Source organism: Nodosilinea sp. E11 (assembly GCF_032813545.1).
Taxonomy (GTDB): domain Bacteria; phylum Cyanobacteriota; class Cyanobacteriia; order Phormidesmidales; family Phormidesmidaceae; genus Nodosilinea.
The window spans coordinates 2354430-2379723 of record NZ_CP136520.1 but is presented as its reverse complement, the minus strand read 5'-3'; the positions used below and the strand labels follow the sequence as shown (position 1 = coordinate 2379723).

Here is a 25294-nt window from a genome sequence, read left to right as displayed (position 1 = left end):
AGTCGTGTGACTCGGATTTGGTATTACTAGTCTCTGGCTGCAATGGGTCTAGCCGCCGCACTGGGCTGTTTGCTTGGCCACGGTCTGCTGAAGTTGTGGGGTCATGCCCAACTCAGCTCCGTCGTACAACCGCTGAAACTCGCGTTCAAAGTGAGCAGCTACCGTGGCATTACGAATCACCAGTAGATTTTCGTCATTGGTGGTATTGGCGGCCTGGCTCCAGTTTTGAGAGCCGACAAGCACAACATTTTGATCGAGCACGGCAAACTTATGGTGCAGCTTGTCGCCCGGCGGCAAGGCAGGCACCCCCACCGTAGTCAGCGGCTTGGCCCACGGGATGCTGTCGTCTCGCTTACAGTTGTGGTCGGGCAAGGTCAGCCCCAGCATATCTAGCCCTTCGCTATAGCTGCGATAGGCAAAGCCAGGGTCAATCAGAGCCTTAATCGCTACTCCTCGGTTGGCGACGGGCAGCAGTTGGTGGCTAATCGCCTGCTCAGAAAATACAAACAGTGCCAGGTGTACATTGTGGGTCGTCTGCCCTAGGGTCTTGGCAATTAACCCGTTGACGCTTTGTGCCCAGGGTCGGGTTTTAGAGGTGGGTGAAAACTGCACTTCAATCGCTGAGCTGGGGGTAGACACTAAGGCCGCAGGGCGATGGGGTTTTTGCAGGCCAAATCGGCTGTCGGGCTGGCCGCTGGGGCCGTCGCCCCACATCAGGCTAAATTCTTGCTGAAACCGCTGGGCTAGGGGTTGGCTGTCAATCACCAAAATGCTGTTGGCGTTGCCTCGGCTGTCGGGGTCGTTAAAGTCACCATGGGTGCAGCTCAGGGTCCAGTTAGCGGAGCCGGTCACTACGCTGCGGCCATCGATCACCATAAATTTGTGGTGCATCAGGCCGCTGCCTTTGCTGCCATCGGCGGTGTCATCAATCAAGGGAATATTGGCTGCTGCCAGAATGGTCAGGGCATCGCGATCGCGCAATTCTGCCTCACTCAGTACCCCATCCTGGTTGACATCGATAAAGTCAAACTGGTCGCTGGCCTTGGCCTGGTAGTGATCGTCGAGTTGGGCGATCGCCGCCGGGTTGCCCCGCTTTGCCATCGGCGTACTGTAGCTGTTTTCGACCATCACCCGTACTGGTATCCCCGCCGCCTGTTGGGCCGCCAGGGCGTGGGCGATCCCCGGCAGTGCAAACTCGTGAACAGCGACATCAATGGAGGTTTGGGCAGTGGCGATCGCATCGATCACCACCTGCTCTAGATCATCGCCGTGGCGGGTAATGTGGCGGTAAGGATCGGTGTAGGTCGCCGCCTGGTTTTGGTTAAAGTAGGCCTGAATGTAGGGATCTTGCGGCAGCGGATCGAGGGTGGGCAGCGTAGCCTTGCTACGAAACTGGCTACTGGCTCCCACAAACAGCAGGAGTCCGATCCCAAACCCGATCCCCCAGCGCACCCAAGGGGATTTAGGAAGTCGATGCACAAGAGTGAAGAAAATTCGTTGTGTTTAGGAAGCCCAGGGGCAGGAGACTGCTAACAGCCGAGAAAGATGTGGGTGGGTGGATGGGTAGATGAGTGGATGGGAAAATAGAAGCAGCAAATCTCGCCTACTCACCTCACCTACTCGCCTACCCATGCCCCACGACGCCCTGTTCAATCAAATTTCCGACATGGTCATGTGCCATTCCCCCAGTGGTGCGGAGGAGGAAATTAACCAATACCTAATCGATGCCCTGGCCGGCTTGAACGTAGACCACTGGCGCGACGAAGCCGACAACGTTATCGCCAAGATCCCTGGGCAGGACGACAGCCGCGCGATCGCCATTACCGCCCACAAAGACGAGATTGGCACCCTAGTCAAGAGCATCTACACCGATGGCCGCCTGTCGGTACGCAAGCTGGGCGGCTCATTTCCCTGGGTCTATGGCGAAGGGGTGATGGATTTGCTCGGGGATCATCAGACCATTAGCGGTATTTTGAGTTTTGGTTCGCGTCATGTTTCCCACGAGTCGCCCCAGAAGGCCCAGCAAGAGACCCAGCCCGTCACCTGGGAGACCGCCTGGATTGAAACCAAGCGATCGCCCCAGGAGCTAGCTGCCGCAGGCATTCGCCCCGGTACACGGGTCGTGGTGGGCAAGCACCGTAAGCTCCCTTTTCGCCTAGGCGACTACATCGCCAGCTACACCCTCGACAACAAGGCCTCCCTGGCGATTTTGCTCAGCCTGGCTGAGCGATTAAAGAAACCACCCGTAACCATCTATTTAGTCGCCTCGGCCAAAGAAGAAGTGGGAGCCGTTGGGGCGCTCTATTTTTCTCAACGCCACCGGTTAGAAGCCCTGATCGCCCTAGAAATTTGCCCCCTGGCACCGGAGTATCCCATTCAACCCGGCGATTGGCCCGTGTTGCTCAGCCAGGATGCCTATGGCCTCTACGACGAAGGGCTCAACGCTGACCTGCGGCGGGCGGCAACCCAGCACGACCTGCCCATTCAAATGGCAGTAATTAGCGGTTTTGGCAGCGACGGATCGATCGCGATGAAGTTTGGTCATGTGTCTCGGGCGGCTTGCCTGAGCTTTCCCACCCACAACACCCACGGCTATGAGATGGCCCATTTAGGTGCGATCGCCCATTGCGCCGACATTCTAGAGCACTACTGTAACGACCTGTGACAGCCGCTAGGCTAACCAAGAACCTTTCCTAGAATGAAATTAAGCTCACTCAACCAGCACTGAAACAATACCTATGGCCAAAACCGTTGCGGATGTCATGACCCCAAACCCGATCTCGGTGACCCCAGACACCATCCTCAAAGACGCCATTCAGCTGATGGCCCATAACAAAGTCGGGGGGTTGCCGGTGCTCAACGCAGACAACGACTTGGTGGGCATTTTGTCAGAATCTGACCTGATGTGGCAGACCACCGGCATTGAGATGCCCGCCTATATCATGCTGCTCGACAGCGTGATCTACCTTAAAAACCCCATCCAGTACGACCAAGAACTGCACAAAGCCTTGGGCCAACTCGTCAAAGACGTGATGACCGACCACGTGATCACCATCACCCCCGATCAGTCTCTCCGCGAAGCCGCCCATCTTATGCACGACAAGAAAGTGCGCCGCCTACCCGTAGTCGATGCCAACCAGCAAGTCGTCGGCATCCTCACCCGCAGCGACATCGTCCGCGAGATGGCCAACAGCTATACGTAGGTGAGTGGGTGAGTGGGTGAGCGAGCAAATACCTACCCATCCACCCAACTACTCATCCACCCATCCACTCCCCAACTCCCCCCTATCGCCGATCCCCAAAATGGCCGATAGTAGAGAGAGCAGATTTGTGTTCAGTTCTACAAAATGCCTATTACCCCTGATTCGGTTCGAGACCTGCTCCACTCCGACGACTACGGGGATCGGCTGCGGGCCGTCAATCAGCTGCGCGAACTGGCCCCAGCAGAGGCCTTTGAGCTGGTGCAGCTAGCCGCCAACGATGGCAACGCCCGAGTGCGTTATGCGGCCATCAGCCAGATCGCCAGCTTAGGCCGACAAGATGTAGCGACCGTAGAACCGCTGTTGCGGCGATCGCTCACCGAAGATCCCGAACCCGATGTTCAAGCTGCTGCCGCAGACACCATTGGGGGTCTAAAACTCACCAGCATTTATCCTGAACTGGCCAATCTTTACTACAACACCGAAGAATGGCTGGTGAAATTTAGCATTGTGGCCGCCTTAGGCGAACTGGGCGAACCGCAGGCCTTTGACCTGTTACAAGAAGCCCTAGGGTCAGACAACGAACTAATTGCCACCGCCGCCATTGGTGCCCTGGGCGAGCTGGGCGACAGTCGTGCCCTACCGCTCCTGCTTGACCACACTACCCACCATGACTGGCAGGTGCGCCACCGGTTGGTGCAGGCCCTAGCCCAATTTTCTGAACCCGAGGCTAAGGCCGCTCTGCAAAGGCTCACCGAAGACGACTCTGACATTGTGGCCGGTGCTGCCCGTCAACACTTGAGTAACTAGCAAAATTGTCTTTGCGGGCAAAAAAATCCATTCTTAAATTACTTAACATTGCTTAACTTTTTTATAATCTAGGGCCTCGTAACCCCTTGCTTAGCTAGGCCTTGGCCAGGTTTCCCTCACCTGAGTCGTGGCTAGAGCGGGGGTAAACAAAGGCTTTATGCAGGTAAAACGATGTCGAACCTACTGGTTTGGCCAAACGTATCTCTCTGTTGACTAGGGCTGGGCAAAGTTTGCTATAGTGAAATAGTGACTGTATTACTGCATCTATAGGGGTTTAGCCCAGTTTAGTTCTAGTTCGACTGAGTCGTTGTTTTTGCGACTGGCGATCTCTAGCTAGTGGTTACCCATAAAAGCTTGTCTTCGGCAAGGCATAAGAAATAAACATAATTTATTGGTTGTTACAGACTGGTCGTTATCAATAATCCCTGACTTTCGGGTCAGACATTCCTAAACATTCAACTCAAGACATTGGAGATGGCCTGAGTGATTGCAACTTCTCCATCTACACAACGGCAAGCGTGGGACACTCTCAGTTTCGTGTCAACGCTGTATTTGCAGCCTGTGTTAGATCTCCTGCTAAAAAATGTCCCGGCTGTTTGGCAGGCCGAGGTTCGCCTGGGGTTGCAAGAGGCCCTAGTCAATGCAGCCAAGCACGGTAACGGCCTTGACCCCACCAAATGTATTTCAGTTAAGTATACGGCTTCGACCTCAGCCCTATTCTGGGTGATTGCTGACCAGGGCCGTGGGTTCCGGTATCCCTGTGGCTGCGACGAGGCTAAAGACAGCAATTGCGTCGCGCACCCCGGTGAGTGTGGGCGCGGGCTTTATATTCTGTATCAGGTCTTTGACGAGGTGGCCTGGTACAACGGCGGGCGAGAGCTGCATTTGGGCAAAGTGGTGCGGCAATCTCGTAGACTGCCGCTCATTCGGTAAGCCACTGAGTGCAAGGTTGTGTTCAGTGGGCTTGGCGATCGCCGTGGCTAGGGCAAGGGGGTGCTTGCAGACTGTGGTTAAGCCACCCTGCTGCCTGCTCAACCCGCGCTAGGGCTTCGTCAGAACTATTTTTGAGCAGAAAGACCAGAGCTGCCGCTAGCTGCTCTTTGGCCCGCACCCGGCGATCGCGGTTGAGGCGGTGCCAGTCGGCGGGTTTAATCGCTAGGCGTTCGGCCAGCAGTTGAGCCAGCTCTAGATCGCTGAGCTCAGCTGCGGGCTTGGCGGCCTGGGCTGTAGCCTGGGGTGTCATGGACGAATCAAAGGAAAAGGCCATAGTTCCTGAAACCAGTTGGGGTTAACTAGAAGATATACCCTGCCCCGGTAGCTCGGCTGTGGGCAGAATGCTTACATCTATCTATTTTGCACAATGAACCTAGGCCAGCGACGAAAACGGTACCACAGTCAGCGCGGGGCGATCGGTAGCGTTCCTGAAGACACGGCTATTTCTTTAGTTGATCTGATGCACCAGCTAGAGGGGCTAGAAGGGCGACTCAACCGGCTTAAGACTGGGATCGCCAACCTGCTTCAGCTTCAGCAGGTCGAGGCAAATACCCCCGTTGACGATGGCCAAGCGGTTGCCCAAGAAGTGATTCGCCTGCAAGAGGCTGCGGATGCCTTTGAACTAGAGCTGGCCAGCCAAGTGGTGAGCTGGCAGCACCTGCAAGAGTCTTTTTGGCAGGCGGTGCGTTTTGGTGGATTGGGGATCGTATTGGGTTGGTTATTGGCCTGGCTAGCCGGCATTTAAAAAAAGACAGACTTTTTTTTGGACTGCCCAAAAGTAATTCCCCTTCCATGCTAGGATTATAAATCGTGGACAGGGCGGGTCGGTGCCCGAGTGGTTAATGGGGGTGGACTGTAAATCCACTGGCTACGCCTACGCTGGTTCGAATCCAGCCCGGCCCATCCACGACAATTTGCCCTTATAGCTCAGTGGTAGAGCACTCCCTTGGTAAGGGAGAGGTCACGAGTTCAAATCTCGTTAAGGGCTTACAAGCGTTAAGGCGATCGCAGCGGTTTTCTGGGGCGTGTCGATCTTTAAATGATTTGCGTTTTAGTTGGCTGTAGTTAGCGGCCAGCACTTACCAAAATAGGTGGTTGAGCCAGTGGCTAAACAGCTTTGGTCCCGGCGGCTCTTCGTAGTCAGAGGGCATGAGGTCGTTAAAGGCCTGTTCTAAATCGGCTAGGGCGGCGTCAATGGCTGCTCGCTTGGGCCGAAGCTGGTGGGGAACCTCTACCGGGGGGCCAAACCGCAGGGTTAACCGTTTGCGAAAGTATAGGGTTTTGGTGCCCACGATGACGACTGGGTAAATCGGCACCCCCGATCGCATGGCGTAGAGCACCGTGCCCCGCTTGAGCGGCAGATGCATGTGCCCTTCCTGATCGCCTAGACGCCCCTCGGGAAAGAGCATGATGCCATCGCCTCGGGCCAGTAGAGCCTTCACCGCCTGGTCGATCTGCCGCATTTGTTGAATGGAGCTGCCGTTGGGCACGTGGTCCCGAATCTCGGTGGCCAGGGGTTTGAGATCGTCGCGATCGCGGTCGGCGGCGGCCATGACGGCCAGTTCTTCCTTCCACCAGCGCTCTAAGGGAATCACGCCCCCGGCCCAGCTAATTAGCCATCGCTTCCAGCGTTTGTTGTAGAGGGTACGGGCGTCGCCGAGGATGTAGTAGTAGGGATGGGGTGGGCAAAAGGCTAGCAGTAAAAATGGATCTAAATGGCTGAGGTGGTTGGCGGTGAGGACGTTAGGGCCGGTGGGAATATGCTCAGGATTCTCAATGCGTACCCGAAAAAAGCTCTTGATCAGGCGGCGCATGGCCCAGCGGCGCAGCCAGCCGCTAACTCGCTGGTCGGCGGTGCCCTGGGCGATCGCGCTCAGCTCTGCCAAGGCTTGGTCTATATGGTGACGCACCACTGGCGCTTGGGCGATCGCTACCCCCTCTTGCACCCGCGCCACTGTCTCAGGGGTCAGGGTCACTGTCTCGGGAGGCCGGGCAATGTCTAAGGGTTGGGGCCGTTGTAGGGCCGTGGTGGGTTCAATCTGATCGCTCATGCCAGCCGTTGAATCCTCCGTCCTGTGATGGTGTGTACTGTGACGTTAGGGGCATGCGTCAGCGGCTAGGGGTGGTTATGCCCTCAGCGGCCATGGCAGGCTTTGTATTTTTTGGCGCTGCCGCACCAGCAGGGATCGTTGCGCTTCGGTACCAGCGGTGGCAGAGCGTCGCCATCGACATAGTACCAGCGGCCTTTTTGCCGGGTAAAGCGCGATCGCTCATGCACCTGCCCTGGCTTGGGATCGGCGTAGTAGGCGACAAATTCGACCACACCACTGCTGTCGGTCGCTTGCCCGGCCTCAGTGGCCAGTACCCTCAGCCTTAACCAGCTCGTTGCAGCGATGCTGTGTAAAATTGCTGCCCGCTGGCCAGGGTAGCGCTGGGTGGGGTGGTGAGTAGCAATTAAATAATCGATATTGCCTTGGTGGTAGGCGGTATAGCGCGATCGCATCAAGGCCTCCGCCGTCGGAGCTACCCCGTCTTCCACCACGTAGGGCCGACAGCAGTGGCCATACCCTGCTCCGCTGCCACAGGGGCAGGAATCCCTAGGGGTCATTTCCATACCTTCACCAGCCCCTCTACCCCCGCGTCTGACTCGGCAAAATCAATGCCTCTGTCACGGTATCTGACCGTCGCCGGGGCAGCGGCTGGTAACCGTTGGCATCGAGCCGTTTGATGCGGTCAAAGAAAACTTCGTAGAAGCGCTCTAGGCAGTCGCAAAACCAGGCTTGGTAAGTGGGCCAGTATTCACGGTTGCTCAGATCCGCATCGGTTAGGGCACTAGCAACCATGCAGGCTTGGTCCGCCGCCCCATCCCAGATTAAGGGTAGACCAATGGCATCGGCGATCGCCTCGCGCTCCTGGGCTAGCAGGTGAAAGTGGGGTTGGGCATCGATTCCCGAAAGCAGCAGTTCGGTGTAGAGACTGCCGTGGTCGCGATCGAGAATGGTGTTGAGGCGAAAGCCTGCTCGGGCGATCGCAAATCCCATCGTCGCTTCGATCGAGGGCGACCCTGGTTTGACTAGACTGCCCTGGCGATCAAGGCGATCGCAGAGGCCGCTCCAGAAGTCCAAATTTTCTTGCTGTAGTTCGCTCAGGGGTTCAGGCTCAGGTGGGCTGGGCATCTCTGCCACAGCCTCGTCGGCTGCGTTGGCCTCGTCGCTCTCGGCTTCGTCACCACTGTCCACTGCGCCGCAGGTCGGAATAAAGTTGGCGGCCATGGCAGCTTTGCCAATACTCCACAGCTCTACTTCGAGGCCCAAAAAGGTGACCTCGCTAGTCTGATCTAGCCAGTCGAGGGTATGGCAGACCTCCGGCGCAAAGGCTGGCCCTACCCAAAGTACTGTCGTTGCTTCGGCGTCTGCCGCCCAGGCCAGCAGGGTGCCCAGATCTGCCACTGTAGGCGATCCCAGATGGGCAGCTATCAGCACTGACTCATCTCCCTCAATCGCCAGTAGGGCAAAGTCTGTCGATGCTGCTGTGTCTGCTTCCGGCAGAGTCAGTTCCAACCCTACGGTTTCTCCCACCAGCTCCAGGGTTTCTGGCTCCATCAACCACTGCTGAAAATCGGCCTGAGTCTGCCAGTAGTCAGTGGGGTCGAGTTTTTCCAGTCGTCCCAGCTTGGGTTTGGCAGATCGCTTAGGCACGGGTATTCGCTCTGGCAAAGGGCAATAGTTGATCCTATTATGGCGCGGCCTTGGCACACAAATGCATCTGACCGAGCGCTAGCCAACCTCGGGCTGTCCCCCACTATCGTCCCGCCATGACCATTCTCAATGGCTGACTAGGGCAGCCCGCCACAGGTTGTATCCCTGGGGGCTGAGGTGCAGCCCATCTGTGGTGAGTTCGGGGCGCAACTGGCCCTGGCTATCGCTAAAGGTGGGGTGCAAATCGATAAACGTGGCTCCCTGGGTGGCTGCCAGCGCGGCAAGCCGATGATTGACTCGCTGAATGCGATCGCTCGGCAATTCTGTCAGGCGGGTCGGCAAAATCGAGTAGACCACCAGCCGTGCCTGGGGATGCTGCCGCTTGAGACGAGTCAGCATTTGGTCCAAATTATCGACCACTTCGGCTTCAGTGGCCCCATTCTTAAGGTCATTGATGCCCGCCATAATATGGATCGCCCTAGGCCGAGTGGCCGCAAAATAATGCAGTCGCCGCAGCATATGATGGGTCGTTTCGCCCGAGATGCTTTGGTTGAGCCACAGTTGGCCAGGGGGCAACTGATCGACGGGTAGCCACAGCGCTATCGAATCGCCCACCACAACGGTGAGAGACCGCTCCTCCTGAATGCGGGCCACCGCTTCTGCTTCTGCGGTGAGCAGGGCCTGCCACTGATCGTAGGTCGGATGGTCTAGGGATCGTTGCCACTGGTCTTGGTAGCGTTGGGGAATTACCTGGGTGTAAAGCGTGCCTGCGGCCAGGGTAGCTGTCCGCAACTGGTAGAGCTGTGCTCCGGTGACTGGCCTGCGCCCCTGACTGGCTGGGGCAGGGGGATGCTCAGGCATGGTTAACGGGGCAGGACGCAGGGGCGTTCTCACCGCCGCTGGACTGGGCCAGCCAGTGACCACAGATGTCATGGATAGGGGTGGGGTGGCTATCGCCGCCACCTGCTGCGCCCTGGGGCAATCCGCCTCTGGTGTGCCGATCGCTGTGGCACAGGCGTCTAGTTCGGCCTCCTGAGGCTGAACCGCCACCGTCGCTGACTCTTTTGTTAAATCGTGGTCAGAGACTGCCGATGGGGTAGCCGCTCCGCCCAGTAACAATTGAGCTGCCAATAGCCAGATATCCATACGCGCGCTTTGCCCAAAACTCCCAGTTCTTTTTCCCAGCCTCAGAGGGCTCTATCAGGACAAAATGGCCCAGGTTGTCTGGGGAAAGGGCTCGGACAGCAACAGCCGAAGGAGCGCCAAGATTGGCGCTCCTTCGGCTAGAACAAGTAGTGCGCCCCCTTGACAGAGCTGGAATAGACTCGCAATAATAAAAGACTGTGTTTATGCGCTCGGATCAGGTTTCTAAGGCTAACGCCTCCAGCGATGGATCTCCGACCCTGGAGTCAAGTTGGCACCTGTACGGCGGTTATGAGGTAAAGAAATGACGTACGCAATTGTTGAAGCCGGTGGAAAGCAGCTGCGGGTAGAGCCGGGCCGTTTTTACGACATTGATCGGCTGGCGCTTGAGGTAGACGACCAAGTCACCCTAGAGCGGGTGTTGTTCGTTGACAATGATGGCGAAGCCCTAGTAGGTCAGCCGGTGGTTGAAGGGGCAACAGTGACCGGCAGCGTGGTTAGCCACCTGCGGGGCCGCAAAATTATCGTCTACAAAATGCAGCCCAAAAAGAAAACCCGCAAAAAGCAGGGCCACCGCCAAGAACTCACCCGAGTCATGATCAATGCCATTGAGGTAAATGGCAAGGCGATCGCTGGCAAAACCGCCGCCGCCACTCCCGCCGAAGCCGAGGCTGTAGCTGCCGAGAGCTAAAGCAATTTAGTGTAGGCTTTGCAAATCTAAGTGGGCTGGTGGTCGCTGCTCGATAGCAAGGCTTCCCTAAACTTAGATTTGGTTTAGATTAAACAGTAGGTAGGTAAGGAAAACACCCATGGCTCACAAGAAAGGTACAGGTAGTACTCGTAACGGTCGCGACTCAAACGCTAAACGCCTGGGCGTCAAGCGCTATGGCGGCGAAGCTGTGCGGGCTGGCAACATCTTGATTCGTCAGCGGGGCACCAAAATTCATCCCGGTGAAAACGTTGGCCGCGGTGGTGACGACACCCTGTTTGCTCTAGTAGACGGCGTGGTCACCTTCGAGCGTCGCGGCAAGAACCGCAAGAAAGTCAGTGTCTATCCCGCTGCTGTAGAAGCGGTGGCCGCAGTCTAAGACCTGCGCTTCAGGTAATAGCGTTAGGGGGTATTAGCGGCATTTAAATGCTGCTAATACCCTTATTTTTTGCTCCTATCTTTCCTTCAAAAAAAGCTCCTCAATGGTGAGGAGCTTTTTGAGCAGCAGGTTTAAGCAACCCGGTTGCTGAGAGGTCATTAGTCGAGGTAGCCCATCAAAATAGAGGTCGGCGGATCGACATCGTCATTGTCAGCAATCGGGCGATCGCCGGGCAACGTATGAATATCGGCAATGTGTAGGGTGCTGACCGCTACCGGGCGGTGCCCAGGCAGAGTATCAGTGGTAGAGATTTCGAAAGTATTGGCACCGATGGGGCGAACGCCAGCGCGATCGAGGGTCCCAACAATTTCAAAGGTGCCAAGGGCAATAGGCCGATGATTGGGCAGGGTATCGGTTTCAACAACCCGCGTGCTATCGTGCAGCACCATGACATCGCTGTTCTCAGAACTGGCCTTAACAATGCCGCCGCCTGCCGCAGCACGCTTAGCGCGGCCTCGGTTGGAACGGCTGGTGGTGGGCTCTTTTTCGGGGGCATCGGCATTGCCGTTGCTGGAGTCGTTGGTGGTGGTCATAGGGGTAAAAAGGTCCTTATTGCTGCAAACAGCCGCCCAATGGGCAAAACGCTGATCTGAGAATGAAATGAATGAATAATCTAGAGCCTGCCTTAGCGTATGCTGCCGGTGGGCAACCCCCGCCACAACAGGACAATTAAGTAAATATTATACTTTGATGACTACACCATCGAGTTTACGAAAGATTATTGCCGACATAAGGGATTTCTACCAAGCCTGGGGATGGATCGGCTGTTGAGCTACAGACGGTAAAGGAAATCGCCTCCGCCGCATTCTATGCTTGTGATCTATAATTAATGAAGATGATGAGTCGTCAAGGGGCTGTAACGGTTTCGACGTTTTGACGAAAGTCACGCTGTGATACAGGCCGAGAGTGAGTCTACTCTCGTAAATCAAGGCTCAAAACAAACGTAAATGCGAACAACATCGTTCCTTTTGCTCGTAAAGCTGCACCTGTTGCCGCCTAGTCTAAACCTAGTTTAGATCTAACTTAGTTAGCGAGCGTTTATAGTTCGACTCCGTTAAGAGCTATAGACAAACCCCAACGGATGCTTCAATGAATTTCCTCTAGTGGATCCATTGACTAAGACTTAGCTAGAGAATCCCGCCGTCCGGGATAAGTGGCGGTTCCGGCCCTGAGGGTTAGAGGGGCTAAGCCTGTGAATGAGTGGTGTGTTAATACTCAGAGCGGACACGGGTTCGACTCCCGTCAGCTCCATTTCTAAATTCTGTGTTCGATTATTAAATATCGTTCCATCTAAGAGACCCAATGTTGGGTCTCTTTTTTCATCTGTCTATACTGAGGAAGCGGCCCCGGTCGTCGGCTGTGTTGCCCTTAGAACAAGCTCTTGAGCGAATGCTAACCAGCTTCGCCCCTATTTATCACCATACTTTAGAACAATGCAGTTCCCCCTTTGGTCATATCTTTATCAACCGGTTTTTTGTCGGAGTTATAAAACCGTTCTCAACCCCTGGCGGTTTTGGTATTTGCACCAGGTGCGTTACCTAGAGCGCTGCTGGCTGAGAGAATATCGGCCTGAACGACACCCCAGCCCCTAAGCTGGCCCAATGATCGACGCAATAGTTTGTAGACCAGGCGGTTACTCAGCTAGGTTGGTGCTGCTGGGAATCAGCGAGAGCTAGACCGTTTTCAGCGGTGCAAACACCGTTAGCGCCTGGGGCAAACACTCAAATTCCATCGGGTTTGCCTCTAAGATTTCGCCATCAATCACTAGCTTCTGCGGTGGCTCAGTGGTCACCTTGATGCGTTTGACCCGTAGGCAGGTAATATCGTCGCGCTGGGTCGGGTTACCCCAGGCGGCAGCGGCCATGAGAGAGGCCAGGGCATTGATGCCCTGGAGTCGGGTGGTGCTAGTCGAGATAGTGACCTCTAGTAGGCCATCGTCGGGAATCACTTCGCCCATGCCCTGGGCCAGCACCGATGTGGGGGGAGCCACGTTGGCTACTGTGATGGCGTTGGTGGTGACGGTGGTGACTTCGCCGTCAAGTTCGAGGGTGGCGTCAAAGGGCTCTGCAGATGCTAGCTGCCGCACCCCAGAGAGCACGTAGGCTAGGTTGCCCAGCTCGTTTTTGAGTTGCCGGGTGGCTCCGTCGACCATGCCTGCCTCAAAGCCTACCCCGGCCAGCAAAACCATGGGTATATCATTGCAGCGGGCGGCGTCAATCACGTGGGTATTGCCCGCCAAAATAGTTTCACAGGCGGCCCGCAGGTTGGTGGGTATGCCCAATCCCACCGAAAAGGCGTTGGCGGTGCCCCGAGGAATAACACCTAGGGGAATGCCGGTGTTCATGGCGGCCCCAGCGACGGCTGACACGGTGCCATCGCCCCCGGAGGCGATGATCAGGCTGCGGCCCATGTCGTGTTCATTTTTGGAATGAATGTGCTCGATAATTTCGCGTGCCTGAGCAGCGGGATCTAGCTCGGGCTTAGTCATGATCACATTGACCATGATCTGGGGCTCTAGTACTTCTTTAATCAAAGCCAGATCGGTGTTGGGGTTGCCCTGCCCAGCCACTGGGTTGAAGATCAGGTAGGCGATTTGGCTTTCGGCAATGCCCCGCAGTAGCAGCGTGGCCGATACCTCGTTGAGGGCGATGGGGATGCCCTGGAGTTGGCAGGCCCGCAGCACCAACGCAAAACTGGGAAAGGCTGTGGCGATCGCCTCTGGCTCGGTAAAGAACAACACCCCCGCCACATCGCCCGCCAGAATGTGGGATGCCAGCTCAATATCGCCCCCCTGCCGAGAGTCTTTTAGCGATACCAAATCTATGGTGTCTAGATCCCAGCCGCGTTCCATGCCCTCAACCATTTCGGCCGGGGCCATGATTTGAAAGTGAGTCAATACCGGCTGGTTCTTTAAGAGCCAGCTCAGAAGGGTGTCTACTTGCGTGGGGTGAGCAAGAATCGCGAGCGTGCTGGGCATGGCCGTATTTCTAAGGTTTACCCATGCTACCACCCCACTTTGGGCCTGAGTTTCTGCCCTAGGGCCAAGTTGGGGTGCCGCTGATGGCTAGCTGACTTACAGTGGTTTGCCAGTCGCTAATGAGTGTTGGCGACCACAGCCAGTGAAGGGCCAGAGTGTTGGAGTTAACCATGGCCGGATTGAGAGCCAGGGTTTGGCTGTAGTAGCTCTGGGCCTGCTGCTGAAAGGGAGCCTGCTCTGCGGGTAAAAGCGTGATGCTGCTTTCTTGGTGGTAGGCCATGGCTAGCCCGGCATAGGCGTGGACTGTAATGGGATTGGCCACCTGGGGGCCAGCCGCTGGGTCAATGTCGCGCCGCTGACTCTGGTCTAGGGCGATCGCTCGTTCCCAGGCATTGATTGCCTCGCTGTAATCACCGAGGGCATAGTGGGCAAACCCGAGCCCGACCCAGGCTTCGAGAAAGTCGGGGCGACCTTGGGTGGCATCTAGCCAGGCGCGCAGGGCATCGCTGGGGCTAGTGCCGACTGCCGGGTCGGTGATCATTTGCTGCCAGGCTAGGCGACCTCGCACAAAGGCTATATCGGGGTCTTGCAGCTGAGGTTCGGCAACATTGATGAGGGCGGAGGCAGCGGCGTTGAGGTCGTGGCGATCGAGCAGTTGCTCGAGTAGGGGTCTGGCGGTGGCAGTGCGATCGAGGGCGAGGGCGCTAATCGCACTGGAGAGTATGACTTCGTTGGGCTGGGTGGTCCTATCGCTCAGTGCCACCGGGCGATCAATAGGACTGGTAGGCTGGGCTGTAGTGGGCCGGTTGATAGCTGACAGGGTGGCGATCGATAGCCCGAGCACAGCCCCTAGCCCGGCCAAACTCAGGCTACCCCACACCATTAGGTTGCGGGACGGTGGCCAGCGATGGTGAGGCACAAGGGTCTTGGCGGCGGCCAAAACCAACTTTAGACCCTCGGTTTGCCGGTCGGGTAGCGACGATACCGGGTAGGGGGCCTCTGGCAGGGGCCGCAGGTTTTCGGTGGGGTCGGCGGCTGGGGGCTGGTCTGGGGCCACCGATGCTGGTTGAGAGAGCTGCTCGACTAGATGGGCAACGGCGACCTCGGCCTCGGGTGGGTCATCCTCTTGGAGCCAGTCGTAGAGGGGCAGGGGAGGGCGATCGCTGGCTAGATCGGCCGCCTGACGGGTGAGAATTTCTGCGGCTAGGCCCGAGATGTCGGGATCGGTGCTGTAGTCGGGCACCATCAGCGCCACCTCCGTTAGATCATCCGACTCGAGACCATTGAGGCCGGAGAGCGCTGCCGATGGTTCTGCTTGGTAGAGGTAGCCGTCAAAGTCGGCCCGCAGGTAGAGCAGCGGCAGCATCCAAAAGGGTTGGTCTGAACCGTAGGCCGACATCAGCCCCTGGCGCACGCGGCTGAGGCAGAGGTCGATGGGATGACCCTGGTGCAGGTTGCGATAGAGCAGTTGGGTAAAGGTGAGGGCGACATCGTCGGGAATGCGATCGGCCATAGCAATGACCCCTGGCACCCCTCGGTTGACCAGAGCCTGCACCAGGTTTTGGTCACGCCAGCCCGCCTGGGCGTCGTCTTGCGGGGTGTAGGCCCCCCGGCAGGAGTTAAACACTGCCAAGCGAATACCGTTGTTGACCAGCAGCCCGGCCAGGTCTTCGCCGCTGAGCCGATCGGTAAGGCCCGTTTGGCGGTTGACTAAAAACAGGTCGCCGCCGGTTTCGCCAGCGTCGCTGTGGCCTGCGTAGTGAAGAATTTGGAAGCTGCCCTGCTCTAGGGCCTGAACCAGCTCAGGCCGCCCCGGCTGCTCCACCATGGTGACGGCTAGGGCCAGGTGACCGGGTTCGGCGGTTTGGAGCGTATCCATCAGGCTCTGCACTTCTTGGCGCAGGGCCAACCGCTCTTGATCGTTAGGGGCCGAGATGACGACGAGCACGCGCAACGGCACGCTGGCGGGGGCCAAGGGGGCCATAGTGGCCAGGTCGGTGATGGCTTGGTTCTGGTAATAGCGGCACAGCGTGACATCGAGCCCGGTGGCCAGGGGGCGATCGTCGCCGTAGAGAAGCTCCCAGGGCAAACGCTGCACGCGGCTATCTTTAAAGCCCAGTCGCAGTCGTAGGGGCTGCCGCCGGTTTTGGGCGACGCTTTGGGCGGCCACCCAACTGTCGCGAATGCGCCCTTGAAATAGCCCCTGATAGAGCGCTTGGCCTAGCTGAGTCCAGGGGCTATCGAGCTGAGGGCCATTGTGGGGAGGGGCCGCGCTCAATAGGGCATGCAGAGGATCTTGAAACAGCGCTTCGGCTTGGGCAAGCCAGCTATCGAGGGGCCAGGTGACCTGGGTTTCGGCCAAGGGCACCCCTGGCGCAACGTCTTCGAGGCGCAGCCAGTAGGTGTCTGCCCCAACGGGAGTAATCGAAAGTTGAAATTCCTGGGTCACAGCCTGAGTCACGGGCGTTAGGGGTAAGCTTCTCTCACGGTAGCTTGTGGGACACATCTCGGGGATAGGGGCGGTGGGTCTTTATGGTTGGTTTAACTGGGGTGCTGTAGGTCTTTAGGTCTAAGCCCGGCTAAACCCAGACATTAGCCTTAAAGAACTGTGGTTAGATTGCCCTAGAAATTGAAAGATGGCGCTATGATGCTGGTCTTTATGATTTGTCTCTATCTACAGAGCCTCAGTGGCAAATTCCTGGAATAATTCGATTGTTTTGCGGCTGGGTAAATTCCTGGGTCTAGGCCTGATGAGCGCGATCGCAACTTTAGCGGTCGCTGCCCCAGGTCAGGGAGAGATTATCTCGGTGGGGCTTGACGGGCTAGAGGTGGCTCCGCTTTCAGAGGCCGACCAGGCTCGGCTAGAGGCTCTGCTGGAAGTGCAGCAGCCCGAGGTGCTCAGCACCCTCAGTCCCGATGGCACGACGCTGGTGGTAGCGGTCAGCAGCCGCCTGTACCCAGACGATCGCAGCCTGCACTTTCTCAATATTCTCACTGGCGAGTTGAGCGACGCCCTGGCCCTAGAGTATGACCTGTTTGCCCCAGATCTGCCGCTGCGCTGGATTGACAACGACACCCTGCGCTACGTGCAACGAGATGTCTATGGGCCATGGGAAATTATTACGGTAAACCGGGAAACGCAGATCGCCTCGCGGACCAGGGTTTACCCCACCCAACCCGAAGATGGCGAGGTGTTGGGCATAGCGCCAGATTTTTCAAAGTTTGCCGTGCGGGTCTATGGCGAAGCCGAAGACATTGTCTACATTGTGTTTTTGCCATCGCTGCGGCGGCTAGAGGTGGCCCGGTTGCCCAAAGATTTAGAGATTAAGCCGCCTGCCTGGTCGACCAGTGGCGATCAGGTGGCGCTGGTGACCTCGGCGGGCGAAGAGCGCCAACTGTACGATCGCACCCCCTACAGCCCCAGCCTGGCCACGGCGGTGATTCAGGATGCCCTGGGGCGTTTGGCCGTGGCTGACAACCCCTTTCACCAGCACAGCGCCGTGCGGGTGTTTGACTTTTCGCAGGCCGAGCCGCTGCGGCTGGAGCTAACCGCTCCCGACCAGGGGGGCGATACCTTTGGGGGGGCTAGCCTCAGCCCCGATGGGCGGCAGCTGTTGGTCAAGCGCTATCGTCCCAGTGTGGTGGTGGGGCGAGACCAGCCGTCCTACGTGTTTCCTGAGTCGGCCTACTACCAGGTGTATGACCTGGCAGGCACAGTGCTCGATACGATCGCCGCCGATGCCCTGCGGGGGCCAATGGAGTCGCAGGGGCAGTTTTTGGGACGCGATCGCCTGCTATTTTGGGCCGCTGAGGGCATCAACCGACATCTGTATGTCTATGACTTGGGCGATCGCACCCTTACGCCCTTGCCCTTGCCATCGGGGTCAGTGGATGCTGATTCGATTGTGGCCAGTGAGACAGGCCGCACCATTGTCTACGGGTTTTCTTCGGTAATGCAACCGCCGGAGTTGTTTGCGATCGATCTCAACGGCGAGGTCGAGGTGCGATCGCTCACCGCTCTAAATGCATCCGTCTCCGACAGCAACCGGGTACGCATGGATGTGGTGAGCTTTACCACCAGCCAGGGCGATCGTCCCGGCTGGCTGGTTCAGCCTGCGGGCAGCGCCTTTCCGCCCCAGGGGGTGCCCATTGTGCTGTGGCAGCAGGGGGGGCCAGGGTTTTCGATGGCCAACGAGTTTGCCACCGATGTTGAAATGCCGCTGAATCTGCTGCCCAATTTTGGGCTGGCGGTGCTGGTGGTGCCCCTCTCGGGGCGCGAGGGGTTTGGCCCAGAGCTATACCGAGCCCTGGCCGATGGCCAAAACTTTGGTCAAGTCGATGTCGAAGAAGGGGCCGACATTATTGAGCAGATGATTCGGCAGGGGTGGACGACGGCGGCCCAGGTGGGGGTGACCGGCTGTTCCTACGGCGGCTACTACGCCGCCCACATCATGGCCCAGTTTCCCCAGCTGGTAGGAGCTGCCAACCCCCAATGCTCGCTGCTCGACACCTTGACCGAATGGCAGTTGGGCTACTCATCACTGCTATCGTACCTGGTGGGGCAAACGCCGATGGAAGCCCCTGCCAGGTATCTCCAGGCTTCGCCGCTATACAGTGCCCAGGCCATTCGCACCCCGACGCTGCTGTTTCACGGGGCTGAAGATTTTTTGCAGATTGACGTAGCCCGCAACTTCCACGATGTCATTGACTTGGCCAACGTTCCAGTAACGCTCTACGAGTTTGAGGGCGTAGGCCACAGCCTCTATGGTTCTGGCTATCAACCCTTGGCCGCCCAGCTGCAAATCGAGTTTTTTCGGCAGTATTTGCGGCCTTAGGCGACTTCTGGAAAACTTTCTCCCTCGTGGTGGGCAGTGCCCACCCTACAGTGGCTACTTTAATAAAGCCATATTCCTAAGTAGAGCTGTACCTTCGCCTACTGTCCTACTCAAACCCGTTATGAGGGTTTGTCTGTTTGCTCGAAGATCGCTTAACCAGACTGGCTATAGCTAGCCTTCGGCCAGTTCCCAAACTCTCGACTCAACTAAGCCGAGAGTTTGAAAGACAACAGCCGATACAATTTGAACTGAGAATTAGGCGGTCATAGCTTGGCGCTTAAAGGTGCCAACGCCCGCGTACTTAGCCCTAGCCCCCAGTTCTTCTTCAATGCGCAGCAGCTGGTTGTACTTTGACAGCCGCTCGCCCCGGCAGGGGGCACCAGATTTGATCTGGCCGGTCATGGCCCCCACTACTAGGTCGGCGATGAAGTCGTCGGGGGTTTCGCCCGAGCGGTGGCTGACCATGCAGGTGTAGCCCGCCTGGTGAGACATCTTGATCGCCTCTAAGGTTTCGGTAATCGAGCCAATCTGGTTGACCTTAACTAAGGTCGAGTTGCCGACGCCATCTTTGATCGCCTGGGCAATGATGGCGGGGTTGGTGACAAAGGCATCGTCGCCGACTAGCTGAATGCGATCGCCCAGGGTTTTGGTCATAGCTTGCCAGCCCGCCCAGTCTTGCTCACCCAGGCCGTCTTCGATCGAGACAATCGGAAACTGGTTGACCCAGCTTTCCCAGAGGGCAATCATCTCGTCAGAACTCTTGCGGCTCTGGTCAGACTTGTAGAACAGGTAGCTGCCGTCTGCTTGGTACAGCTCACTGACGGCGGGGTCGAGGGCGATCGCAATGTCATCCCCAGGCTTGAGCCCAGCTTTCTCAATGCCCTTGAGAATGACTTCAATGGCTTCGACATTGCTCTTGAGGTTGGGGGCAAAGCCGCCCTCGTCACCAATGGCCGTGCTGTAGCCCGCTGCCTTGAGCACCGATTTGAGGGCGTGGTAGACCTCGGCCCCGTAGCGCAACGCCTCCGAGAAACTGGGCGCACCCACTGGAGCAATCATAAATTCTTGAAAATCGACGCTGTTGTCGGCGTGGGCACCACCGTTGATGATGTTGAAGCAGGGCACTGGCAGCAGTACCGAATCGGGGCCGCCCAGGTGCACGTAGAGAGGAATGTCAGCCGCGACCGAGGCGGCACGGGCCACCGCCATCGACACGCCAAGAATGGCGTTGGCTCCCAGGGTGCCCTTATTGTCGGTGCCATCTAAGGCCAGCATTTTGCGATCGACAGCGGCTAGATCCATCGCATCCATACCCAAAATGGCGGGGGCAATGGCATCGTTGACGTTGGCGACGGCCTTGAGCACGCCTTTGCCACCGTAGACAGACTGATCGCCATCGCGCAGTTCTAGGGCTTCGCGAATACCGGTTGATGCCCCAGAAGGCACACCTGCCCGCCCCTTAGCACCACCCTCCAGCACTACATCAACCTCAACTGTGGGGTTACCCCGAGAGTCAAGAATCTGCCTGCCGTGAACTGATGTAATTGCAACCATAACCACTACTCCGTTGGTAATTCCATAGACCGCTGCAAATTTCGCCGTTATGGGCGCATGCGCTGAAGCGTTAAATTATCCTGTAGTATCCTACCGGGTAGCAGCCCCCTTCTAACGTCACTATGGCCACCGTTTGAGCAGCTGAGATCGCCTCATCAGGAGTAGTCACGGGTTTCACGGATATGACCGGCTCGGTTGTGAATGTATAGCGCCGTGTTTTGAGCCTTAGCCTTTGCTCGCGCTTGATCGATGACGTCAGCTTGCTTGCTGCTCTGGGCAATGCGCTTTTGCCTCTGGGTGGCCATCCATCCTGCTCCATCGGGATCGGCGCAGACGTGAATGGGGTCACTATGATCTTGTTGGTGCTCTGAGTCAATTGCTTGGCCGGTGGTGCCACCGGTATTTTTTTTGGCAATTTGTTTGTGGCGGTGCTGAGCCCATTTCTCGGCCTGGGCAGTCGCGATCGCGATCGCCCGTCCGTCTTCATAACCATCCTCTAGCAGGGCATTGGCAATGTCTATTGCCTTCCGCCGCACTTCGGCAGTCAGATTTTTTAAGGAGGTTGGGTAGTTGTCGTCGGTCCAGGGCATACCTAGTACTCTAATCACTCTGACAGCTGCGGTTGCCTGTAGCTCCAGGCACTGTTGTGGAGATCAACGTAGCGATGAAAGAGCTGCATAGCCTGATTTGATCGTCGCTTAGCCAAGGTTTGGCTAAATAGTTGGTCGTAGTTGCGCCGGGCCAGATGATTGAGGTAGGGCAGGTCTTCTAAAAGGGTGAGACTAGAGGCCACAATCAGCATGGCTTTAAGCAATTCTTTTGGCCAGGCCAAATTGCTAAACATGTGAATGGATAGCTGATGTTCTGTCGTGCTCAGAGGCACTACGCTGAACAGCACGCGAATAAATTTTTCACCGTAGGCAGGCACCTTAAGCTCAATCTGGTGGGGCGAATGAATGGTGAGCTCGACTTCTACCACTGGGTTTCGCCACAGCCTAAGGACGTTAAAGGGAGAGTCAAGCATAGTTTCAAAACGGATCTTTCCGCCGGTTTGAGTTTTTTGAAACTGATTGATTCTAATAACCTTTAAATTACCCAGACTAAAGCGGTGGATGTCTTCTAAATGTTGAACATTCAGCAGGTGATAAACCTGGCACAGATAGGGGAATGGCAGCCGATAGGTCTGTTGCGCAATATAGTCTGAGGAAGGTGCTGAGTCTACAAGCTCGATTGGGTCAGCCTGCGCCAAAGCCATTGGCTCAGGGGAGTCTTCTGCCAAACCAATACAAATCCAGCTTAGCAAAAGGACTAAGCCGATCAAGCAATAGGAAATATCGGTCACACTTAAAACAGGTCTTGAAAAGGCCGCTACGCCCCGATCGATTGCGCCATAAATAATGGCTGGAATGCCCAGCAGCCACAGGCTGTACCTAAAAATATTGCGCTTGAGGGTATCTTCCACCGGAGACCGACGTTCACTGATGGATGTTAAGTAGGCCTGGAGTTTTTCTGGCTTGTACATAGCAATCCCCTTGCTCGGGAATGATAGGAATATATGCGCTTAGCCAAACTTTAAATTTTATGTATTAGCTCTCACCTCGACCCCAAGGGTGAGATAATGCGCCGCTCTATAGCTAGATAGATTGACAAAAGCTACCGGAAATACGTCCTTGTAGTGAGATGCATTCGCTAATCCATCTTTATGGGTAGGTCGCGGAAGTAAAAAAGATGCACACCAAAGGCTGCCGAATTTTTGGAAACCTTCGGCGGGTGCATCCTACTTTTGCAGGTGCTTACGTCATTCCCACGCAAGTGGGAATCTCTTTGGAAGCCAGATGTCCGCTGTGGATTCCCGTCTGCACGGGAATGACAGACTAGCTAGCTATCAGAATGATGAATTTGCAAACTCGGGATACACTCGTTTTGAAAAGCGTTGTGGCAGGCGCGATCGCTAAAAATAGCCCCTAACCTCTAAGACGTAATCTCTGCCTTATTCAAAGTTTGATGAATTTCTAATTGGCGAGAATTCATTGTGGCTTTGAACAAATCGGTAGACAGAACTTGCTCGACGGGATACACCCCAGGGTGTTTGAGTTTGCCGCTTAGCAGGAGCTCTGCAATGCTGCCAGTGCCTAAGCCCGTGGCGATCGCAGCACTGTGGTGGGCAAAGGTGCTGACGTAGTGGGTGGCTGTGCCTGCCTGCTGCCCTTTGATGTCGCAGCGCATAGCGACTCCGGTGCCGCTAAAGCGATCGGTCACGCTGGTCATTGAGTGGCTAACATGGGCCAAAAATTCTACGGTTTTTGGGCTGCGCAGCACTATGGGCGGTAACCAGTGGGCCATCGCTCGAGTCGCGTGGTTGTAGAAATCGGGCACTACCCCAAATTTAGTGATGACGCTTTTGACCGGAAAGGTTTGCTGGAGGGTAATGGCTTCGGGCATGTCGTACCAGTAGACATTGGCCTTACCGTAGGGGGCTGGAAACTCCAGGGTCTCGCGCTCGGTGTAGGGTCGAATCGACTGCCACCTACCATTGAGCCAAGCGTCAAAGGGGCGTTGCAGGCCAATAAAGGTGGTGCGCATCACCGTCACGCCAGCCCCGCCGGATCCAGCGACAACATAGCTGAGTTGAATCGAGGTAGTCTCGTCTAAAGCTTCGACACCCTGGCGCACCATGCTGTTTGAAATGCCCGGAAACACGCCGGTATTGATCACCGCTGTTACCCCTGCCGTCTCAGCCTCGGGGTGTAAGGCCAGGGCTTTGCGAGTAAAACTGCGTTCGTCACTGACATCGGTGTAATTGACTCCCTGCTCAATACAGGCGCGCAAGACGTCGGTAGTGCGATAGTGAAAAGGGCCTGCCGAATGGACTACCAGGTTGGCTTTCGCCACAGCAGCCCGCAGTTCGGGTGGATTGGCCAAATCTAATGGATGAAACTCTGCCCTAGAGCCAAGTTGTTGCTGGGTGATGCTGCCCTGCTGAGTATTGCGCCCAGTAATGGTGACCTCGGCATCGGTGTGGGTCAAAATATCTTTAGCAATGTTGCTGCCAATCCGTCCAGCGCCGCCAATGATGAGTACTCGTTGCATAGGTTGTGGTTAGTGTCTGCAAGATTTGGGGTTTAAGGTGCAGGGCATGAGGTTTAAGACCTAGCGGACACCTCTAAGCCTGACCTTAAATCTGTGCCATAACTATCACCTCGCCTAGGGTGTGGCAGGGGGCCGATAGAAGAATGACTCTCACCGGCTGGGGAAACGCTATGGACAATACTATTTGGTTAAATTTTAAAAGCTAATGCTTAATTCCTCCTCTGGCTTGGGAGGGAAACCCAGGCGTAAGCGAGAAACTTGCAGGGCGATCGCTCTAACGTGCGCTCTGAAGCCGCCAATGCTAACGCTGATTTACTTAACTAATTTGTCGTCGCAGCAGCTCCGTGTGCTCCGATAGCTTTTCTCCGCCAGACTCAGCCAGGGATTTGACATATTTAAGCTTAAACTTTTCGAGGGCGCTCACTAGCCTCGATTCAATTTCTTGGCGGGTTTGGTGCTGACTCAACTCGTCGGCGATCGCAGCGCGCAGATGGTGCTGCAACCGAGCGGTTATTGCTGTCCCCCTGTCGTCGAGCAAGCTACCGCTGATACTGCGATAGAGGCCTTGAGCTAACGATTGCGACAGCTTTTGAATCTGGGTGGAGACCTGATCTAGCCCAGGCAACTGGTAAAGCTGGGGGTAACCCGGCATTTGCTCAAGGGTTTTGGCAATGCTGTGCTGCACCAAATCTTCAATGTCGGGCCGCACCTGCGGCAAAATGTTGTCAATGCCAACCTGATAAAGCCGATCGGCGATCGCAGACATTTCTTCCTCCGCCACAATAGTGCCAGCGCCATTGTCTACGGGATCAATCAGGGCGATCCAGTTGAGCAGCTCGCCCTGACGGATCGAGTCTTGGAGCTGCTCGATAATCTCAATGCCTGAGATCCCGGCGATGTCGGCTCCGACGGTAACAATCGTGCCGCGCTGAGCCTCGGCCTGCACTGGGCCTAGGTTGAGCACATCGACCTGATACAAGCGCAGCGCCACGGGCAAAACTCGCCAGGCGCGCCAAAAGGGCAGGATGAGAAACAGGTCATACCACCGTCGCAGCGTTGCCTCGACCCAGGTGAGAGCGGGGTGTCGCCGCCGGGTATCGACAATGCGCGCCCCAATGTCGATCGCAAAAAGTAGGATAAAGGGCAGATCGATCAGCCAAAAGTAGTCGGTCGGTGCGCCCCAGCGGTTGACGGTGCGGTAGTAGTTGGCCCGGAAAAAAGGCTGAATCTGGCGATCCCAAAATTCTAGCTCTGCCTGCCAACCCCGCTGCTCTAGGTAGTCCGCCGACCAAAATTGGTTCAGTGCCGCCTGGGCTGTGGGCTGGCCAGTGCGGGTTTGTAGGGTTTGCTGAATGGTGACTAGGGCATCGCTGCCGTGGGGCTGGGCAAAGGCCTGCTCGGTCATCAACTGCTGACTCAGGGTTTGCAAATCGGCAAGGGAAGCCTCAACCTCAGGCGATTCGCCAAGCGATTCGTCCTGAAATTGCCGATCGGCTTCGGCCAAATGAGTTTTCACCTGCTCAACCTGGGCTTGGTACTGCTCAGTTTGAGGATGCGCCAGGATGCCCTTGACCGGGTCATAGACGCGGGTAACACTGGTTAAATATTGGCGGTAAACAGGCCGCAGAGAGATATAGGTTAGATCAAATGCTACTAGGGCTAAATTAATGAGGGCAATGATCGCCACAATCCGCTCTAGTCGAGGATAGCGGCGTTCAAAGTAGGGCTTAAATTTAACCATTGGTCAGCTGTATATAACTTTAGACGTATAGCCATGGGCTGAGGTTAGGCTAGACAAACTCGCCCTATTTACCCTCCCGTTTACCCTGTAAGACTTGATTATTAG

22 protein-coding genes, 2 tRNA genes and 1 other RNA gene are annotated in these 25294 nt (G+C 56.4%); 11 read left to right on the top strand and 14 right to left on the bottom strand.

The window, feature by feature from the left end:
• Positions 1-48: 48 nt before the first annotated feature.
• Positions 49-1479 carry a phospholipase D-like domain-containing protein gene (locus RRF56_RS12830; RefSeq protein WP_317038034.1) on the bottom strand — a complete coding sequence of 477 codons (1431 nt, stop codon included), beginning with the start codon at positions 1477-1479 and terminating at the stop codon, positions 49-51.
• 151 nt (positions 1480-1630) lie between these two features.
• On the opposite strand from RRF56_RS12830, the gene RRF56_RS12825 reads away from it, so the two are divergent.
• The 4 genes from RRF56_RS12825 to RRF56_RS12810 all read left to right on the top strand — a co-directional run bounded on the left by RRF56_RS12825 (position 1631) and on the right by RRF56_RS12810 (position 4943).
• Positions 1631-2665, top strand: a complete 1035-nt coding sequence (locus RRF56_RS12825; RefSeq protein WP_317038033.1) for a M42 family peptidase — start codon at positions 1631-1633, stop codon at positions 2663-2665.
• Between the two features lie 73 nt (positions 2666-2738).
• The gene (locus RRF56_RS12820; RefSeq protein WP_317038032.1) at positions 2739-3203 is read left to right on the top strand and encodes a CBS domain-containing protein; all 465 of its coding nucleotides are present in this window, start codon (positions 2739-2741) and stop codon (positions 3201-3203) included.
• Positions 3204-3347: 144 nt separating this feature from the next.
• Positions 3348-4010: a phycobilisome degradation protein NblB gene (gene nblB / locus RRF56_RS12815; RefSeq protein WP_317038031.1), complete on the top strand. Its 663-nt coding sequence runs from the start codon at positions 3348-3350 to the stop codon at positions 4008-4010.
• Positions 4011-4571: 561 nt separating this feature from the next.
• Positions 4572-4943, top strand: a complete 372-nt coding sequence (locus RRF56_RS12810) for an ATP-binding protein (protein ID WP_317038030.1) — start codon at positions 4572-4574, stop codon at positions 4941-4943.
• A 22-nt stretch (positions 4944-4965) separates the two neighbouring features.
• Here the strand turns inward: RRF56_RS12810 and RRF56_RS12805 are convergent, their stop codons facing one another.
• On the bottom strand, positions 4966-5253 hold the full coding sequence (locus RRF56_RS12805) for a DUF6439 family protein (protein ID WP_410510602.1): 288 nt from the start codon (positions 5251-5253) through the stop codon (positions 4966-4968).
• Between the two features lie 117 nt (positions 5254-5370).
• Between RRF56_RS12805 and RRF56_RS12800 the strand changes: the two genes are divergently transcribed.
• From RRF56_RS12800 to RRF56_RS12790, 3 genes are all read left to right on the top strand, one after another.
• Positions 5371-5748 (top strand): hypothetical protein, encoded by a 378-nt coding sequence (locus RRF56_RS12800; RefSeq protein ID WP_317038028.1) that lies wholly within the window; start codon positions 5371-5373, stop codon positions 5746-5748.
• Between the two features lie 76 nt (positions 5749-5824).
• Positions 5825-5906, top strand: a tRNA-Tyr gene (locus RRF56_RS12795).
• Positions 5907-5919: 13 nt separating this feature from the next.
• Positions 5920-5991 (top strand) — tRNA-Thr (locus RRF56_RS12790).
• Positions 5992-6082: 91 nt separating this feature from the next.
• Here RRF56_RS12790 and RRF56_RS12785 read toward each other — a convergent pair.
• From RRF56_RS12785 to RRF56_RS12770, 4 genes are all read right to left on the bottom strand, one after another.
• A complete protein-coding gene (locus tag RRF56_RS12785; RefSeq protein WP_317038027.1) occupies positions 6083-7054 on the bottom strand; it encodes a lysophospholipid acyltransferase family protein in 972 nt (323 codons plus the stop codon).
• 83 nt (positions 7055-7137) lie between these two features.
• Positions 7138-7617 (bottom strand): YchJ family protein, encoded by a 480-nt coding sequence (locus RRF56_RS12780; RefSeq protein ID WP_317038026.1) that lies wholly within the window; start codon positions 7615-7617, stop codon positions 7138-7140.
• A gap of 16 nt (positions 7618-7633) precedes the next feature.
• Positions 7634-8701 carry a DUF4268 domain-containing protein gene (locus RRF56_RS12775; protein WP_317038025.1) on the bottom strand — a complete coding sequence of 356 codons (1068 nt, stop codon included), beginning with the start codon at positions 8699-8701 and terminating at the stop codon, positions 7634-7636.
• Positions 8702-8827: 126 nt separating this feature from the next.
• Positions 8828-9847 carry a GDSL-type esterase/lipase family protein gene (locus tag RRF56_RS12770; protein WP_317038024.1) on the bottom strand — a complete coding sequence of 340 codons (1020 nt, stop codon included), beginning with the start codon at positions 9845-9847 and terminating at the stop codon, positions 8828-8830.
• Positions 9848-10148: 301 nt separating this feature from the next.
• Between RRF56_RS12770 and rplU the strand changes: the two genes are divergently transcribed.
• Positions 10149-10535, top strand: a complete 387-nt coding sequence (gene rplU, locus RRF56_RS12765) for a 50S ribosomal protein L21 (RefSeq protein ID WP_317038023.1) — start codon at positions 10149-10151, stop codon at positions 10533-10535.
• Between the two features lie 118 nt (positions 10536-10653).
• Positions 10654-10932 (top strand): 50S ribosomal protein L27, encoded by a 279-nt coding sequence (gene rpmA, locus RRF56_RS12760; RefSeq protein WP_317038022.1) that lies wholly within the window; start codon positions 10654-10656, stop codon positions 10930-10932.
• Positions 10933-11090: 158 nt separating this feature from the next.
• Here rpmA and RRF56_RS12755 read toward each other — a convergent pair whose 3' ends face one another.
• Entirely contained in the window at positions 11091-11525 is a 435-nt protein-coding gene (locus tag RRF56_RS12755) for a hypothetical protein (protein WP_317038021.1), read from the bottom strand.
• Between the two features lie 317 nt (positions 11526-11842).
• Here RRF56_RS12755 and ssrA point away from each other — a divergent pair.
• Positions 11843-12246, top strand: a transfer-messenger RNA (tmRNA) gene (ssrA, locus tag RRF56_RS12750).
• Between the two features lie 418 nt (positions 12247-12664).
• Here the strand turns inward: ssrA and RRF56_RS12745 are convergent.
• Both RRF56_RS12745 and RRF56_RS12740 read right to left on the bottom strand, forming a co-directional pair.
• A complete protein-coding gene (locus RRF56_RS12745; protein WP_317038020.1) occupies positions 12665-13969 on the bottom strand; it encodes a YegS/Rv2252/BmrU family lipid kinase in 1305 nt (434 codons plus the stop codon).
• Between the two features lie 58 nt (positions 13970-14027).
• Positions 14028-16430: a CHAT domain-containing protein gene (locus RRF56_RS12740; protein ID WP_317038019.1), complete on the bottom strand. Its 2403-nt coding sequence runs from the start codon at positions 16428-16430 to the stop codon at positions 14028-14030.
• 226 nt (positions 16431-16656) lie between these two features.
• Here RRF56_RS12740 and RRF56_RS12735 point away from each other — a divergent pair, with 226 nt between their 5' ends.
• Positions 16657-18804, top strand: a complete 2148-nt coding sequence (locus RRF56_RS12735; protein ID WP_317038018.1) for an alpha/beta hydrolase family protein — start codon at positions 16657-16659, stop codon at positions 18802-18804.
• Positions 18805-19059: 255 nt separating this feature from the next.
• On the opposite strand, the gene eno is transcribed toward RRF56_RS12735, so the two are convergent.
• The 5 genes from eno to RRF56_RS12710 all read right to left on the bottom strand — a co-directional run bounded on the left by eno (position 19060) and on the right by RRF56_RS12710 (position 25189).
• Positions 19060-20358 carry a phosphopyruvate hydratase gene (gene eno / locus RRF56_RS12730; RefSeq protein ID WP_317038017.1) on the bottom strand — a complete coding sequence of 433 codons (1299 nt, stop codon included), beginning with the start codon at positions 20356-20358 and terminating at the stop codon, positions 19060-19062.
• Between the two features lie 155 nt (positions 20359-20513).
• Positions 20514-20948, bottom strand: coding sequence for a DUF2188 domain-containing protein (locus tag RRF56_RS12725; protein WP_317038016.1), 435 nt, complete (start codon positions 20946-20948; stop codon positions 20514-20516).
• A 14-nt stretch (positions 20949-20962) separates the two neighbouring features.
• Entirely contained in the window at positions 20963-21880 is a 918-nt protein-coding gene (locus tag RRF56_RS12720) for a hypothetical protein (RefSeq protein WP_317038015.1), read from the bottom strand.
• Between the two features lie 449 nt (positions 21881-22329).
• Entirely contained in the window at positions 22330-23448 is a 1119-nt protein-coding gene (locus RRF56_RS12715) for a saccharopine dehydrogenase family protein (RefSeq protein WP_317038014.1), read from the bottom strand.
• A gap of 316 nt (positions 23449-23764) precedes the next feature.
• Complete coding sequence (locus tag RRF56_RS12710) at positions 23765-25189, bottom strand: hypothetical protein (RefSeq protein ID WP_317038013.1); 1425 nt, start codon at positions 25187-25189, stop codon at positions 23765-23767.
• Between the last annotated feature and the right edge of the window lie 105 nt (positions 25190-25294).